This is a genomic window from Jiangella alkaliphila (assembly GCF_900105925.1).
Taxonomy (GTDB): domain Bacteria; phylum Actinomycetota; class Actinomycetes; order Jiangellales; family Jiangellaceae; genus Jiangella; species Jiangella alkaliphila.
In genome coordinates, this window is the sequence record NZ_LT629791.1 from 6,204,053 (window position 1) to 6,218,512 (window position 14,460).

Consider the following 14,460-nt stretch of genomic DNA (forward strand, 5'->3'; position numbering starts at 1 on the left):
CCACCCTCAGCCTGCGGGCGACGTCGGACCAGGCACGTCGAGTTCGCCCTTCCGCAGGCGGTAGACCTGAAGATGCAGGTCGTAGTACTTGTCGGTCTCGCCGACCCACTCCATGCCGACCCGCCGCGCGGTCGCGACGCCACGCTTGTTGCGCGGACGGACCACAGCGAACAACTCGTCCACACCTGAGGCGAAGGCGTGATGAGCCACGGCGTGCCCGGCCTCCGCGGCCAGACCGCGGCCCCAGGCGGCTGGGGCCAGCTGCCACCCGATCTCGAGATCGACACCATGCGGCGGCATCGCCAGGAGCGTCACGGCGCCGACGACGGCGTCACTGTCCCGTAGTCCGACCGCCCATCGACCCTGCGGCGGCTCGAGGTCGGCGGCCTCGGCGAGCCAGCCTTCGATCCGTGCTCGCATCGCCGCGTGGTCCGGCACGCGTGACATGGCCGGAGCGAGCCACTTCGCGACCTCATCCGACCCGAATATCGCCAGAGCGGCCTCGGCGTCGGCCGGCGACCACGGACGCAGCAGGAGTCGAGGGGTCTGGATCGACGAACCTCCGACCACCACGCGATGCTCGCCGCTGCCCATGCCGTGAACGTACCACCGGCTTCACCGCAGGTGGGGCTCGACGACGGCCACCGCGGGCGGCCGGCGCGGTCGGCGGCGTTCTCGCCGCACGGGTGTGGTCGGTTCAGTCGTCGATGACGTGCACCGGCCCGGTCACCCGGACGCCGACTCGCGCGCCCACCGTCGCGACGGCGTCACCGGTGGTGCGTGCCAGGGCGGGCGTGCCGTCGGCGAGCCGCAGGTGGATCAGCTGGTCGTGGCCGAAGTACTCGACGGCTTCGACGGTGGCGGTCACACCGGCCGCGGCGGCCGCGCCGATGGTCAGCTGCTCCGGCCGCACGACGGCGGTCGCGTCGCCCGCCGCCGCCGGGTCGTGCTCGAGCCGGCCGAGAACGGTCACGATGCTGCGCCCGTCCGTTCGTCCGGGCAGGATCAGTGCGTCGCCGACGAAGCCGGCCAGCCAGAGCGTGCGCGGCCGTCGATAGAGCTCGCGTGGTGTGCCGGCCTGGACGACCCGGCCCTCGGACAGCACCGCCACCCGGTCGCTGATCGACAGGGCCTCGTCCTGGTCGTGCGTGATGAGGACGGCAGTGGCGCCGCTCTCGCGCAAGGCCGCGCGCACCTGGGCGCGTAACCCGGCCCGGAGGGAGGAGTCGAGGGCGGCGAACGGCTCGTCGAGCAGCACCACCTCGGGCTCGGGCGCCAGCGCGCGGGCGAGCGCCACGCGCTGGCGCTGCCCGCCGGACAGCTCGTGCGGCATGCGGTCGGGCAGGTCCTCGAGCCCGGTCAGCTCCAGCAGCTCCCGGACTCTGCCGGGCCGCGACCGGACCGGCCACGAGGTGCCGCGCAGCCCGAACCCGACATTCTGCGCGACGGTGAGGTGGCCGAACAGCGCGCCCTCCTGGGGCACGAGCCCGATGCGCCGCCGTTCCGGCCGCTCGCGGGTGACGTCGCGGCCGTTCAGGGTGATCCGGCCCGAGTCCGGGCGGTGCAGTCCGGCGACGGTGCGCAGCAGCGTGGTCTTGCCGCTGCCGCTGGTGCCGAGGACGGTGAGCAGCTCTCGATCGGCGACGGTCAGCGACACGTCGTGCAGCACCGGCCCGTTGCGGTACCCGGCCACCAGCCGGTCCAGCTCCAGCGTCATGGCCGCGCCCCCAACCGGCCGGCCAGCAGCCACGCCGGCACGGCCGCCACCAGCACCAGGGCCAGCGCCGCCGGGGTCGCCGCACCGTATGCCCCGGCGGCGGTCCGCTGCCACAGCTCGGTGGCCAGCGTGTCGACGCCGGTGGGCCGCAGCAGCAGCGTCGCCGGCAGTTCCTTCATCGCCGTGACCGCCACCAGCAGCGCGGCCGCGGCGACGCCGGGCGCGGCGTGCCGCATCGTGACCGCCGACCAGGTGCTCAGCGCGGAGCGGCCCAGCGTGCGGGCCACCTCCTCGGCGGCGGGCGGCGTGCGCTCGACGGCGGCGCGGGTCGCCCCGATCGCCTTGGGCAGGAACAGCACCGCGTAGGCGAAGCACAGCACGGCGGCGCTCTGGTAGAGGCCGGGGACCACTCGCAGGGAGAAGAAGACCAGCGACAACCCGACCACGATCCCGGGCAGCGCGTGGCCGAGGTAGGAGACCCCTTCCAGCGCCGCCACCGACCGGCCGCGGTGCCGGGCAGCCAGGTAGGCGATCGGCATCGCCAGCGCGACGGTGAGCAGCGCGCCTGCGCCGCTGAGGGCGACGGTGGCGAAGGCGCTCTCGCCCAGCTCGGCCCAGTCGACCTCCACCCGCGCGGCGCGCACGAGCCGTCGGGCCAGCGCCGTCAGCGGGAACACCAGTGAGATCGCCGCCAGCGCGGCCAGGCCGAGCAGCGCGACCGCGGTTCCCGCCCGCCCGAGGTGCAGCGGCGGCGCCGGCGCCGCCGTCCGGACCGCGGCCACCCCGCCCCGGCCGGCCCGGCGACGGACGGCCCGCTCGGCGACGACCACGATCAGCGCCAGCGCCGCCAGCACCAGCGCCATCACCGCGGCCAGGGTGCGGTCGAAGGTGCCCTGGTAGGCGGCGTGGATCGCGTAGGTGTAGGCCTCGTAGCGGAACAGCGACGGGGCGCCGAAGTCCGACAGCGTGTAGAGCGCCGCCAGCAGCGTTCCGGCCAGGGCCGCCGGCAGCACCTGCGGCAGCGTGACCGTCAGGAAGGTGCCCGCGGCGCCCCGGCCGAGGGTCCGGGCCGCGTCGGCCGGCCCGTGGTCGGCCAGCCGGAACGCCGCCATCGCGGGCAGCGTCACGTACGGCAGGCACGACAGCACCATGACGGCTGTCAGCGGCCACAGCCCGTGCAGGCCGGGCCAGGTGGCCAGCCACGCGAACGCCGTCACGTACGACGGCATCGCCAGCGGCAGCGACGCGAGCACCCACCACAGCCGCGGCACCGGCAGCTCGGCCCGGGTCAGCAGCCAGGCCAGCGCCACCCCGAGCACCAGGCAACCGGCCGAGACCAGCCCGACCAGGACGGCGGAGTTGACCGCCAGGTCCCAGGTCCGCTCCCGCCACAGCGCCTGCCAGGCGCGGTCGGCGCCGGCCTCGGCGACGCGGACGACCAGGTAGCCCAGTGGGATCGCGGCGGCGGCCGCCACGAGGGTGGCGGCCGCCAGCAGCGGAACGGACGGACGGCGCCGGCTCAGAGCAGTCCCACCTCGGTCAGCAGCGCGACGGTGTCCTCCAGCGACTCCAGCTCGGAGAGGTCGAGGTCAGGGGCGCCGAGGTCGGCCAGGGCCGGCACGCCCGCGGGACCATCGATGCCGTCGATCAGCGGGTACTCGGCGGTCTCCTCGGCGAAGTAGGTCTGTGCCTGCTCGCTCAGCAGGAAGTCGACGAACTCATGCGCCGCCTCGGACTCGGCCGCCTCGCTGACGATGCCCACCCCGGACGTGTTGACCAGGGCGCTCACGCTGCCCGGATCGCCGAACTTCAGCTGGACCCGCAGCGCCGCCGGGTCGCTCTCGTAGCCGGCCCAGTAGTAGTGGTTGATCAGGCCGAGCCCGGCCGTCCCGGCGTTGACGGCCTCCAGGATCTGGCCGTTGCCCGGGTGGATCTGCGCCTCGTTGGCGATCAACCCCTCGAGCCAGGCGCGCGCGACGTCCTCGCCCTCGGTCACCCGCAGCGCCGTGACGAACGACTGGAACGACGCGTTGGTCGGCGCGATGGCGACCTGCCCGCGCCACTGCGGATCCGTCAGCGCCAGCACATCACCGGGAACCTGGTCGGCGGTGTAGGTCTGGCTGTCGTAGGCGATGACGCGGGCCCGGCCGGTCAGCGCCACCCAGGACCCGTCGCGCGAGCTGTACTCCGGGGCGACGGCGGACGTCACCTCGTCGGGCAGTGTGGCCAGCCGTCCGGCCGAGGCCAGCGCGCCGAGCGCGCCCGCGTCCTGGGAGAGGAACACATCGGCTGGGGTGCGCTCGCCCTCCTCCAGCAGCTGGGCGGCCAGTTCCGTGGTGCCGGCGTAGCGCACCTCGACGGTGATCCCCGACGCCTCCTCGAACTGCTCGATGAGCGGGCCGACGAGCTCCTCGTCGCGGCCGGAGTAGACCACGACCGAGCCCGCCGCGTCGTCACCGGCCGGCTCCTCGGTGGCGTCGTCGCCCGGCTGGGCGGCCGGCTCGCTGTCGTCGCCGCAGGCGGACAGGAGCAACAGCCCACCAAGGGTCGCGGCGAGCAGGCCCGGACGGAGAGAGCGCATGGGGTTCCTCGAGGTGTGTGGGGAGCCGGCGACCGCCGGTAAGGTCAGGCTAACCTTGCTGATCGGCGGGGTGGATCCCTAAGATTCGGGGGTGACTCCCGAGCTCGCGGCGCCGCCCGACTGCCTCTCCGTGCTGGTGGTGGACGACCACGCCGTCTTCGCCGAGGCGCTCGGCCTCGCCCTCGACGCCGGCCCCGGCACCCGCTGCGCCGGGGTCGCGCACGGCGTCACCGACGCGCTGCGACTGGCCGAGCGCACCCCGTTCGACGTCGCGATCGTCGACCACCACCTGCCCGGCGAGAGCGGGCTGCGGCTCGTCGGCCCGCTGCTCGAGACGAGACCGGCCGCCCGCGTGGTCATGCTGACGGCGTACCCCCGGGCCGACCTGGCCGCCGACGCCCTCGCCGCCGGCGCGGCGGCATTCCTCGCGAAAGAGAGCCCGCTGGCCGAGATCGTCGCCGCGGTGCGCGACGCCACCCCCGAGCGGCCGGTCGTCGCCGCGCTCGCCGAGCCGCCCGGCCACGGCGGGCTGACGCCCCGCGAGCACGAGGTGCTCCGGCTGCTCGCGCAGGGCCACGACGCCCGGCACATCGCCCGCACGTGCGGCCTGTCCATCCACACCGTCCGCGACCACATCAAGGCCGTGCTGGCCAAACTGCAGGCCCGCACTCAGCTGGAGGCCGTCGTCACCGCCGCCCGGCGCGGACTGGTCGACCTCGAGCAGGTATGAGCGACCGCCCGCGCGGGCTCGGCCGGGCGTTGGCGCGGCATGCCGCGCTGACCGCGGTCGCGCTGGTGCTTGTCTCCGGCGTCACGATGCTCGGCATCTGGCGCTACGCCAACGACGAGGCGCACCGGAGCGCCGAACAGGTGTCGACGGAGATCGCCGAGACCGTCATCGTCGCGCTGGCCCGCTACGAGTACGCGCCGGCCGACGACGAACACCGCCGCCGGGTGATGCGCACGCTCGACCCGTACCTGGACTCCGGGCTCGTCGACCGGGTGAAGATCTGGCGGCTCGACGGCGAGGTCGCCACCATCGTCGTGTCCGACGAGCGCCGCATCGAGGGCGAGACCCGGCCCGTCGACCACGAGCTGGCCCGGCGGCTGGACGCGGGCGAGGCCGTCACGTATCGCGTGCCGCTCGACGACGAGCACCGCTTCGAGACCAGCCGCGCCGACGAGCTGGTCGAGGTGTTCATCGGGTTCGAGGACGCGCTGGACCGGCCGATGCGGCTGGAGCTCTACGTGCCGGTCGACATCGGCGGAACCGTCCGCCAGGTCGCCGGCTCGCTGGTCCCCCTCGTCCTCGGCGCGCTGCTCCTGCTCGCCGCGGTCACGCTGCCGCTGACCGTCGCGCTCGCCCGCCGCATGCACCGCGACGCCGAGCGCCGGCAGGAGCTGCTGCGCTACGGCCTGGCCGCGTCCGATCAGGAGCGCCGCGACCTCGCCCGCCGGCTGCACGACGGGGTCATCCAGGACCTCGCCGGCGCCGGCCTGCTCCTCGACACCGTGACCGCGGACGAGCCGGCCCGCCCGACCTTGCAGCGAGTCCGCGGGCTGATCGCCGCCAACGTCCGCCACCTGCGCTCGATGCTCACCGAACTCACCCCTGCCGGCCCGCTGCCGGCCGATGCCGCGGCGCTGATGCACCGGCTCGCCGCGGAGCTCGGCTCCGAGCAGCTGCCGATCAGCACCGACGCCCCACCGGGGCTCACGCTCGACGACGACACCGCGACCCTGCTCTTCCGGGCCGTCCGCGAACTGCTGCGCAACGCCGTCCGGCACAGCGGCGCCACCCATCTCGGCGTCCGGGTACGCGCCGATGACGCCGACCTCACCGCCACGGTCACCGACGACGGCGCCGGCTTCGATCCGGCCCAGGCCCGCGCCGCCGGCCACATCGGGCTGGCCATGGTCGAGCAGGCACTTGTCGACGACGGCGGCAGCCTCGCCCTCGAGTCGTCCCCGGCCGGCACACGCGCCGTCGTCAGGCTTCCCGTCCGGGGAGCAGCGTGGCCGCCCAGCGCAACAGGGTGAGGTCACTCCCCGGAGCGGCCAGGAACGCGACCCCCAGCGGCAGGTCCTCCACGCGCGCCAGCGGCAGCGAGACGACGGGTGCGCCGGTGAGTCCGGCGAGACAATGGAGCGCGAGGTTCGTCTGCCGGGTCGAGTCTTGTCGGCTCGGGTCGGCATGGATCGGCGGAGCGGCACCCGCGGCCGATGGGCCTACCAGGACGCGCCCGTCCCTGGTCGCCGCGGCGATGCGCTGGACCGCCGCCAGCCTGATGTCCTGCGCACGCTCGACGTCGGCGTCGCTCACCCGGGCGGCCGCCTCGAACCGGGCCCGGACGGCGGGCCCCAGGACCGGGCGGGCCCGGAGGATCCACTCACCGTGTTCGAGCCAGGCCTCACGTCCTTGCAGCGTTCGAAAGGCCCATGCGCACTCCTCCAGGTCGACCCCGAGCGGCTCGACGGGAGCCGGCACCCCGCGGAGTACCGCTTCCCGGACGGGATCCTCGACGAGCTGCATCAGCTCGGGCACGACGGCCGCGGCGGTGACCTCGGGCGTCGATGAGGGATCGTCCCCGGCCAGGGCCCGTGCCGCCGCCGTCAGCACCCGAGCGTCCCGGGCGAGGAGCCCGACGGTGTCGAAGGAGCGGGCGAGATGCGTGATCCCGGCCGGGTCGACCCGGCCGTGCGTCGGACGCCAGCCGAGAATCCCGCAGTAGCTGGCGGGGACTCGGATGGAGCCCCCGGTGTCGGTGCCCAGGGCGAGGTCGGCCAGGCCGGCGGCGACGGCTGCGGCCGACCCGGACGACGAGCCTCCCGGAGTCCGCCCCGGAGCGGCGACGTTGATCGGCGTGCCGTAGTGGACGTTGGTCCCCGCGAGCGAGTAGGCCAGCTCGTCGGTGACGGTCTTGCCGATCACCGTGGCACCGGCGCCGGTCAGCGCCTCGACCGCGCGGGCGCTACGATCCGCCACCTCGCGGGCGGCGCCGAGATCCGGGTTGCCGGCACACGTCTTCGTGCCGGCGACGTCGATCACGTCCTTGACGGCGAGCGTGACGCCGGCCAGTGGCCCGTCGGACGCGCCTTCCGCGAGCACCGCCGGCCCCACCACGAAGGCGCCGAGCTCGGCCGCCCGTCGCAGCAGGTCCGGGTCATTCACGTTCGGCCGCCCATCCATCTCTCGTGTCCTCTCCGCCGCAGCCATCGCCCGCCGATACACAGGTTTCCTGCTTTTACGCTGCAGAAACATCTGTTCCGCGCGATGTCATGCGACGGCGGGACTTTGAGGGGGCGTGACGGTGCGCATCGACGAGGAAGGAACCGATGCCCTACGACCAGATCGCCCCGCCGGCTCGGCTGCTCATGGGGCCGGGACCGATCTCCGCCGACCCGCGGGTGCTGCGGGCGATGTCCGCGCAGCTGGTCGGTCAGTTCGACCCGGCGATGACCGCTTACATGGGCGAGACGATGGAGTTGTTCCGCGCGGTGTTCCGTACCGGCAACGAGCAGACCTTCCTCGTGGACGGCACGGCGCGTGCGGCCATCGAGGCGGCGCTGGTGTCGCTGTGCGAGCCCGGCGACCGCGTCGTGGTCCCGGTCTTCGGCCGGTTCGGGCAACTGCTGGTCGAGATCGCCGAGCGGGTCGGCGCCGAGGTCCACCAGGTGCAGGCGCCGTGGGGCGAGATCGTGCCGCCCGAGCGGATCGAGGAGGTCGTCGCCCGTGTCCAGCCCGTCGTGGTGGCCGTCGCGCACGGCGACACGTCCACGACCATGTGCCAGCCGCTGCAGCCGCTCGGTGAGATCTGCGCGCGCCACGGCGCGTTGTTCTACGCCGATGTCACGGCCTCGCTCGGCGGCAACCCCTTCGAGATGGACGACTGGGGCGTGGACGTGGCGAGTGCGGGACTGCAGAAGTGCCTCGGCGGACCGCCGGGAAGCGCGCCGATCAGCCTGAGCGGGTCGGCGGTCCGGCGGGTCGAGGGACGTCGTCACGTCGAGCTCGGGCTGCGGACGGACCAGGACGTCCCCAGGGGACGGCGGATCGCCTCCGCCTACTTCGACCTGGCGATGATCATGGACTACTGGGGGAAGCGAGGCCTCAACCACCACACCGAGGCGACGACGATGCTCTACGGCGCCCGCGAGTGCGCCCGTCTCGTCGTCGCCGAGGGCATCGACGCGGCGATCGGCCGGCACCGCCTGCACGGCGCCGCGATGCTGGCGGGCGTGGGCGGCCTGGGCCTGGAGACCTTCGGCGACGCCGAGCACCGGATGAACAACGTCGTGGCCGTCCGCATCCCCGACGGCGTCGACGGCGAGTCGGTGCGCCGTGCCATGCTGGCGGACTTCGGCATCGAGATCGGCACCTCCTTCGGTCCCCTGCACGGCGTCGTCTGGCGGATCGGGACGATGGGCTACAACGCCCGCACCGATGCCGTGCTCACCACGCTGGTCGCGTTGGAGGCCGTGCTCCGCGTCGCCGGCGTCGCGGTCGTCGCCGGCGGAGGATTCGGGGCCGCCCGCGAGGTCTACGACGACGCCTTCGCCGGGAGCCTGTCGTGAGCGCCGCCCGGGCGCTGGCGCGCTGCGCCGAGCTCGACGCCTTCTCCGCCGCGCCGGACCGGCTCGAGCGGTCGCACCTGACACCCGAGCACGCGCAGGCCAGCGCGCTGGTGGCCGGCTGGATGCGCCGGTCCGGGATGCGCACCTGGGTGGACGCCGCCGGCAACCAGTACGGCCGTCTGGAGGGCCGCGAGCCGGGACTGCCGGCGCTGCTGCTGGGCTCTCACCTCGACACCGTGCCGGACGCCGGCAGCTACGACGGCATGCTGGGCGTCGTCATGGCGCTGGAGGCCGTCGACCGCCTGGCGCCGCTCGCGGCAGGGCTGCCGTTCGCCCTGGAGGTCGTGGCCTTCGGCGGCGAGGAGGGCACGCGTTTCGACACCGCGCTGCTCGGCAGCTACCCGGTGGCCGGCCGCTGGCGCCCCGAGTGGTGGGATCAGACCGACGACGACGGCGTGAGCCTCGCCGAGGCGTTCGAGCGCTTCGGGCTGGCGCCCGCGCGCGTCGCCGAGGCGGCCCGCCACCCGTCCGAGCTGGTGGGATACCTGGAGGCACACATCGAGCAGGGGCCGTCCCTGGAGGCCGCCGACGCCTCGCTCGGCTATGTCACCGCCATCGCGGGCGCTCGCCGCTTCGCGCTGAGCGTGCTCGGCGAAGCGCGGCATGCCGGCGGCACACCATACGACCGGCGCAAGGACGCGCTGGCCGGCGCCAGCGAGATCGTCACGACGGTCGAGCGCCTGGGGCGAGCCTCGGACTGCATCGCGACCGTCGGGAACATCGAGGTCTCGCCAGGCGCAGTGAACGTCATCGCCGGCCGGGCGGACCTGACGCTGGACCTGCGGGCCGGGACCGACGCCGAGCGCGACGCGATGTGGGAACGGCTGCACGCCGAGATGAACGGGATCTGCGTGGCACGCGGCCTGCGGCTGGAGGTGGTCGAGACCCACACCGCCTCGGCCATGCCGTGTGCCGGCTGGCTCACCGACGCCGTGATCGCCGGGATCGCCGCGACCGGAGACGAGCCGATGGGACTGTGGAGCCCGGCCGGCCACGACGGCATGGCGATCGGGCTCGTGACCGACATCGCGATGGTCTTCGTGCGCTGCCACGACGGCATCAGCCACCACCCGGACGAACAGGTCCGCGCGACCAACGTCGATCGCGGCATCGAGGCCCTCGCCGCGGCCGTGCTGGCCGTGGCGGCCCACCAGGACCCGGTGGTGACGGCACCGTGACCGCCGCCAACCTCCTCGAGGTGCTGCTCAAGATCGACGCCGCGCTTCACTGGTAACCCCGACGGGATTCGAACCCGCGCTACAGCCTTGAGAGGGCGGCGTGCTCACTCAGCGGTCGTAGGCGCTGACCTGCACCAACGCATCCGTTCCTTGATCACGCCGGGCGACTTGGACACGTACTCGCCACGGAGTAGCCGACGAGGGTCGTCGACAGCCGGAGGTGGCCGGCGACAGCGGGCGTCGGTCCACTCAGCGGTTGGATCGAACCAGTCACCTCTTCGGTGTGCACGACGAACCCACACCTCGCACACCTGGGTCGGATCGAGTCGCTGCAGTTCAAAAGCCCTGGTTCCGCCACGCCTGGCCCTGGCTGACGCGGCCTGGCGAGCAAGATCGGCACACAGACCGCACACGATCTTGGAGCTGCGCCCGTGAGGTGAATCGCGCTGGAAGCGGCTCAGATGCCGATCGCTTTCTGGGTCAGGGTGAGTGACGTCGGCGGGTCGGGACGCATTCGACCCCACGTTCTAGCCAGACTGGAGCTGTGACCCGGATGTCCAGGTCGGCCCATGCCGACTGGCAGCGGGCCAGCCACACGCTTGCCGCGCCGCCGGCGGCCACCACGTCGTCGGCGACCCATTCCAGCTGGTTACACGCTGGGTGGCAACGGGCGGACGCGCCCCTCGGCGCGGGCCGGCGCACCCAGGTAGGTCACCGCGGGCATGCCCGTGTGCGGCGAGGTCTCCACCACGGCGTCGACCCCGTAGACGTCGCGGATGAGCGCCCTGGTGAGAACGGCGTCCGGGTCGCCCGCTGCCGCGACCCTGCCACCGTCGAGCACCGCGAGGCGGTCGCAGAAGCGCGCGGCGAGGTTGAGGTCGTGCAATGCGGTGACCACCGTCATCTCGAGCCGGCGCAGCAGCGCGAGGACGTCGAGTTGATAGCGGATGTCGAGATGGTTCGTGGGCTCGTCGAGCACGATGACCGCGGGTTCCTGGGCGAGCGCCCGGGCGAGCTGCGTGCGCTGCTGCTCGCCACCGGACAGCGTGCGCCACGACCGCGTCCTATAGGGGCTCATGCCGGTGAGGTCGAGAGCGCGGTCGATGGCCGCGTGGTCGGCGGCACGGAGCGGGGCGAACCGGCGGCGGTGTGGGGTGCGGCCAAGTGCCACCGCATCGGACACGGTGAGATCGGTATGCGCCTCTGGTGCCTGTTCGACGATGGCCAGCCGCTGAGCGATCGCCCGCCGGGGCAAGACGTGCATGGGTTGTCCGTCGAGTGTGACGGTGCCGCGATCCGGTCGCCGCAGCCCGGCGAGCAGGCGCAGCAGCGAGGTCTTGCCGGCGCCGTTGGGGCCGAGGACGCCCAGGACCTCGCCCCGGTGCGCCGCGACGTCGACGCCGTCGAGGATTCTCACGCCTCCGGCCGACCAGGCGAGGCCGTTCGCCGCGAGCACCGTCATGGTCCACCTGTCTTCCGGAGCATGAGCGCGAACGCCGGCGCTCCCAGCAGTGCTGTGATGACGCCGACGGGGACCTCGTGCGGGGTGAAGGCCGAGCGCGCGAAGGTGTCGACCCAGACGAGGAAGGTCGCGCCGGCCAGCGCCGAGAGCGGCAGCAGCAGCCGGTGCCCGGGTCCGGTCAGCAGCCGCACGACGTGCGGGACGAGCAGGCCGACGAAGCCGATGGCGCCCGATGCCGCCACCGCCGCGGCCGTGATGAGCGCCGCGAGGATCATCAGCGCGGCCCGGGCACGGGCGACGTCGACGCCCAGGGACGCGGCCGCGTCCCAGCCGAACGTGAACGCGTCCAAGGCTGCCGCATAGAGCAGGCAGACCAGCGTTCCGGGGACGATCACCGCCGCCGCGGCGAGCAGCGGCTCCCACCGGGCGCCGCTGAGCGATCCGAGCAACCAGTAGGTGAAGCCGCGGGTGGCGTCCGCGTCGCCGTCGAGCATGAGGACGAGCGACGTGATGGCGGAGAAGAACTGCGACACGAGCACGCCGGTGAGCACCACCCGCGCCGGATCGGCCACCCGTCCGCCGCCGATGAGCAGCAGGACGATCCCGAACGCGGTCAGCGCACCGGCGAACGCGCCGGTCGAGAGCGTCACCGCGCCGGCGCCGACGCCGAGGACCATCACCGCGACCGCCCCGGTGGAGGCGCCGGAGGAAACACCCAGCAGGTAGGGCTCGGCGAGCGGGTTGCGCGTCACCGACTGCAGGACGGCGCCGGAGACGGACAGGCCGGCACCCACCGTCGCCGCCAGCAGGACTCGCGGCAGCCGCGACTCCCAGATCAGCGAGTCGATCAGCGGCGGAACCGGCGGCGCAGGCGCGAGTGCGCCCAGTCCCGCGTGGCGCACGATGATCCCGAGCACGTCGGCCGGGCCGATCTGCGCCGTGCCGACGAAGGCCGCAGTGACGATCGAGACGCCGAGCATCCCGGCGCAGGCCACGACGACGAGCAGCGGCCGCAGCGGCCGGCCCGGGCCGCGGGCGACCCTTCGCAGCATCACCGCCGGGCGAAGACGACGACGTCGTCGTAGTGCCGCCAGACGGTGCCGGTCTCGGCGAACCCGGCCATCGCCAGAGCCTGCAGGTGCAGCTCGAGCGGCGCGTCCGGAGTGGGCGGGCGGTCGGCGAACCGTCGCTCGCGTTCGGCGAGGTGGCGGCCGAACTCGGGCACGGCGACGGCATCGGCCCACCATGCGTCCCAAGTCGACACGCCGCATTCGTGCGCATCGCGCTGCGTCCGAGCGTCGTCGGCCGCGGCGGCCGCGGTGAGGCACGGCTGGGTCCGCGGGTCGTAGCGGAGATGGTCGGCGTTCAGGAAGATCGCGTCGGGCGGCAGCAGGCTGCCCAACGTCCCGTAGAGCGCGACGAGCTGTGCCGGCTGCAGCCAGTGCAGCGCCGTCGAGGAGACCACGACCCGCGCGTTGCTCGCCGTCGACGGGAGCCTGCGCTCCCAGCCCGGTGCTGCGAGGTCGGCGTCGACCGGCGCGAACCGGTCGCCATGTCGCGCGCCGACCCACGCGTCGGCGATCGCCAGCAGCACCGGGTCGTAGTCGATCCCGATCACCCGCGCCGACGGCAGGCGCTCGAGCAGGCGCCCGGAGAGGCTGCCGGGGCCGCACCCGAGGTCCAGAATCGTCAGACCGGCCCCGTCGTCGCCCTGGTCGACGGCCGTGGCGCAGTGGCGCACCACCACGTCCAGCAGGATGTCGAACCGCTGCTCCCGACGGTTGACGTAGGCGGCCTGCTGCTCGTCCCAGGCCCGCACCAGCTCGTCGATGCCGGTCGCTACGTGTCGAGCGTTCACGCGAACCCCAGCTCGACCAGGCCCTCGGCCACCGCCGGTATCGCCTCGACGCTGTGGACGGACGGGTCCATGTACTGGCCGGGGACGACGATGAACCGGTCGTTGCGGACGGCGTCCATGGTGGAGGTCAGCGGGTCGCTCTTCAGGAAGTCGATCTTTTCCTGTGCGGTGTCGCCCGGGTACCCGCGGGTCAAGTCGGCCAGCACGATGACGTCCGGGTTGCGCGCCGCCACCTCGTCCCAGCTGACCTCCGGCCACTTCGTCGACGCGTCGGCGAACACGTTCTGCGCGCCCAGCAACTCCGTCACCGTCTGCGGCAACCCACCCGGTCCCGCCACCGACGGCGTCGATGCATCGGCGGCCGTCGAATAGAACCACACCAGCCGCGGCGAGCCGGTGATCGCCTCGGCCGTCGCCAGGCCGTCGTCGATCACTGACCGCTGCTGCGCCACCAGCGCCTCCCCAGCCGCCGATACGTCGAAGATCTCGGCGATCGCCTCGATCTCCTCCTGCAGCATCTCGAACGTCGCGCCACCCTCGACCGCCTCGTGGTAGGTGCAGTCGAACTCCGTCAGGTAGGTCGGGACGCCCAGCTCCTGCAGCTCGGCCCGCTCGCCGGCGTTCTCGGCGGTGAGGAACGAGGCGAACGACGAGTAGACGAAGTCCGGCTGCGCCTCCAGCAGCGTCTCGTGCTTCAGCAGCCCGTCGGTGAGCAGCGGGATGGCCTCGTACTCGGCCTGGATATCAGCCGGGACCGGGTCGGTCTCGTAGGCCGTCCCGACGACGCGGCCGGACAACCCGAGCCGGATCAGGATCTCCGTCGCCGACTGGTTCAGCGACACCGCCCGCGTCGGCGCCTGCTCGACCGTGGACTCGAAGTCGCAGTTCTCGTAGGTGAGCGGGTACGAGGTAGAGCCCGCACCTGGAGCCTCGGCGGCCGAACCCGCCTCCGCCGCCGGCGTCGACGACGAGCACCCGCCCAGGGCCGCTAGGCCGAGAATGCCAGTGAATACGATAATTGTTCTCATT

At 73.4% G+C, this 14,460-nt stretch carries 13 protein-coding genes; 4 read left to right on the forward strand and 9 right to left on the reverse strand.

The features are described from left to right. Positions 1–6: 6 nt before the first annotated feature. From BLV05_RS28590 to BLV05_RS28605, 4 genes are all read right to left on the reverse strand, one after another. On the reverse strand, positions 7–594 hold the full coding sequence (locus tag BLV05_RS28590) for a GNAT family N-acetyltransferase (protein WP_046770758.1): 588 nt from the start codon (positions 592–594) through the stop codon (positions 7–9). 103 nt (positions 595–697) lie between these two features. Continuing rightward, entirely contained in the window at positions 698–1,717 is a 1,020-nt protein-coding gene (locus BLV05_RS28595) for an ABC transporter ATP-binding protein (protein WP_046770757.1), read from the reverse strand. Continuing rightward, positions 1,714–3,192: an ABC transporter permease gene (locus tag BLV05_RS28600; protein ID WP_197683374.1), complete on the reverse strand. Its 1,479-nt coding sequence runs from the start codon at positions 3,190–3,192 to the stop codon at positions 1,714–1,716. The genes BLV05_RS28595 and BLV05_RS28600 overlap by 4 nt, the downstream gene beginning before the upstream one ends. A 44-nt stretch (positions 3,193–3,236) precedes the next feature. Next, the gene (locus tag BLV05_RS28605) at positions 3,237–4,298 is read right to left on the reverse strand and encodes an extracellular solute-binding protein (RefSeq protein ID WP_046770755.1); all 1,062 of its coding nucleotides are present in this window, start codon (positions 4,296–4,298) and stop codon (positions 3,237–3,239) included. A gap of 91 nt (positions 4,299–4,389) precedes the next feature. Between BLV05_RS28605 and BLV05_RS28610 the strand changes: the two genes are divergently transcribed. Next, on the forward strand, positions 4,390–5,028 hold the full coding sequence (locus tag BLV05_RS28610) for a response regulator transcription factor (RefSeq protein WP_046770754.1): 639 nt from the start codon (positions 4,390–4,392) through the stop codon (positions 5,026–5,028). Then, positions 5,025–6,338 carry a sensor histidine kinase gene (locus tag BLV05_RS28615; protein ID WP_046770753.1) on the forward strand — a complete coding sequence of 438 codons (1,314 nt, stop codon included), beginning with the start codon at positions 5,025–5,027 and terminating at the stop codon, positions 6,336–6,338. The genes BLV05_RS28610 and BLV05_RS28615 overlap by 4 nt, the downstream gene beginning before the upstream one ends. Here BLV05_RS28615 and BLV05_RS28620 read toward each other — a convergent pair. Beyond that, a complete protein-coding gene (locus BLV05_RS28620; RefSeq protein ID WP_160312780.1) occupies positions 6,289–7,470 on the reverse strand; it encodes an amidase in 1,182 nt (393 codons plus the stop codon). The genes BLV05_RS28615 and BLV05_RS28620 overlap by 50 nt on opposite strands. Positions 7,471–7,634: 164 nt before the next feature. On the opposite strand from BLV05_RS28620, the gene BLV05_RS28625 reads away from it, so the two are divergent. Both BLV05_RS28625 and BLV05_RS28630 read left to right on the forward strand, forming a co-directional pair. Continuing rightward, positions 7,635–8,873 carry a pyridoxal-phosphate-dependent aminotransferase family protein gene (locus tag BLV05_RS28625; protein ID WP_046770752.1) on the forward strand — a complete coding sequence of 413 codons (1,239 nt, stop codon included), beginning with the start codon at positions 7,635–7,637 and terminating at the stop codon, positions 8,871–8,873. Then, on the forward strand, positions 8,870–10,111 hold the full coding sequence (locus tag BLV05_RS28630) for an allantoate amidohydrolase (RefSeq protein ID WP_152690911.1): 1,242 nt from the start codon (positions 8,870–8,872) through the stop codon (positions 10,109–10,111). The genes BLV05_RS28625 and BLV05_RS28630 overlap by 4 nt, the downstream gene beginning before the upstream one ends. A 649-nt stretch (positions 10,112–10,760) precedes the next feature. Here the strand turns inward: BLV05_RS28630 and BLV05_RS28635 are convergent. From BLV05_RS28635 to BLV05_RS28650, 4 genes are read right to left on the reverse strand one after another with little or no spacing between them, the layout of a single operon-like run. Then, positions 10,761–11,573, reverse strand: a complete 813-nt coding sequence (locus tag BLV05_RS28635) for an ABC transporter ATP-binding protein (RefSeq protein WP_046770751.1) — start codon at positions 11,571–11,573, stop codon at positions 10,761–10,763. Continuing rightward, positions 11,570–12,625 carry a FecCD family ABC transporter permease gene (locus BLV05_RS28640; protein WP_082155529.1) on the reverse strand — a complete coding sequence of 352 codons (1,056 nt, stop codon included), beginning with the start codon at positions 12,623–12,625 and terminating at the stop codon, positions 11,570–11,572. The genes BLV05_RS28635 and BLV05_RS28640 overlap by 4 nt, the downstream gene beginning before the upstream one ends. Then, positions 12,625–13,431 (reverse strand): class I SAM-dependent methyltransferase, encoded by an 807-nt coding sequence (locus tag BLV05_RS28645; RefSeq protein WP_052762781.1) that lies wholly within the window; start codon positions 13,429–13,431, stop codon positions 12,625–12,627. Before BLV05_RS28645 ends, BLV05_RS28640 begins: the two co-directional genes overlap by 1 nt. Continuing rightward, positions 13,428–14,459, reverse strand: coding sequence for an ABC transporter substrate-binding protein (locus BLV05_RS28650; protein WP_046770750.1), 1,032 nt, complete (start codon positions 14,457–14,459; stop codon positions 13,428–13,430). Before BLV05_RS28650 ends, BLV05_RS28645 begins: the two co-directional genes overlap by 4 nt. Between the last annotated feature and the right edge of the window lies 1 nt (position 14,460).

Bases quoted from the DNA above. Each gene is read 5' to 3' on its own strand.
- BLV05_RS28595 (WP_046770757.1), bottom strand. From the start codon at position 1,717: ATGACGCTGGAGCTGGACCGGCTGGTGGCCGGGTACCGCAACGGGCCG.
- BLV05_RS28640 (WP_082155529.1), bottom strand. From the start codon at position 12,625: ATGCTGCGAAGGGTCGCCCGCGGCCCGGGCCGGCCGCTGCGGCCGCTG.
- BLV05_RS28635 (WP_046770751.1), bottom strand. From the start codon at position 11,573: ATGACGGTGCTCGCGGCGAACGGCCTCGCCTGGTCGGCCGGAGGCGTG.
- BLV05_RS28590 (WP_046770758.1), bottom strand. From the start codon at position 594: ATGGGCAGCGGCGAGCATCGCGTGGTGGTCGGAGGTTCGTCGATCCAG.
- BLV05_RS28605 (WP_046770755.1), bottom strand. From the start codon at position 4,298: ATGCGCTCTCTCCGTCCGGGCCTGCTCGCCGCGACCCTTGGTGGGCTG.
- BLV05_RS28615 (WP_046770753.1), top strand. From the start codon at position 5,025: ATGAGCGACCGCCCGCGCGGGCTCGGCCGGGCGTTGGCGCGGCATGCC.
- BLV05_RS28650 (WP_046770750.1), bottom strand. From the start codon at position 14,459: ATGAGAACAATTATCGTATTCACTGGCATTCTCGGCCTAGCGGCCCTG.
- BLV05_RS28625 (WP_046770752.1), top strand. From the start codon at position 7,635: ATGCCCTACGACCAGATCGCCCCGCCGGCTCGGCTGCTCATGGGGCCG.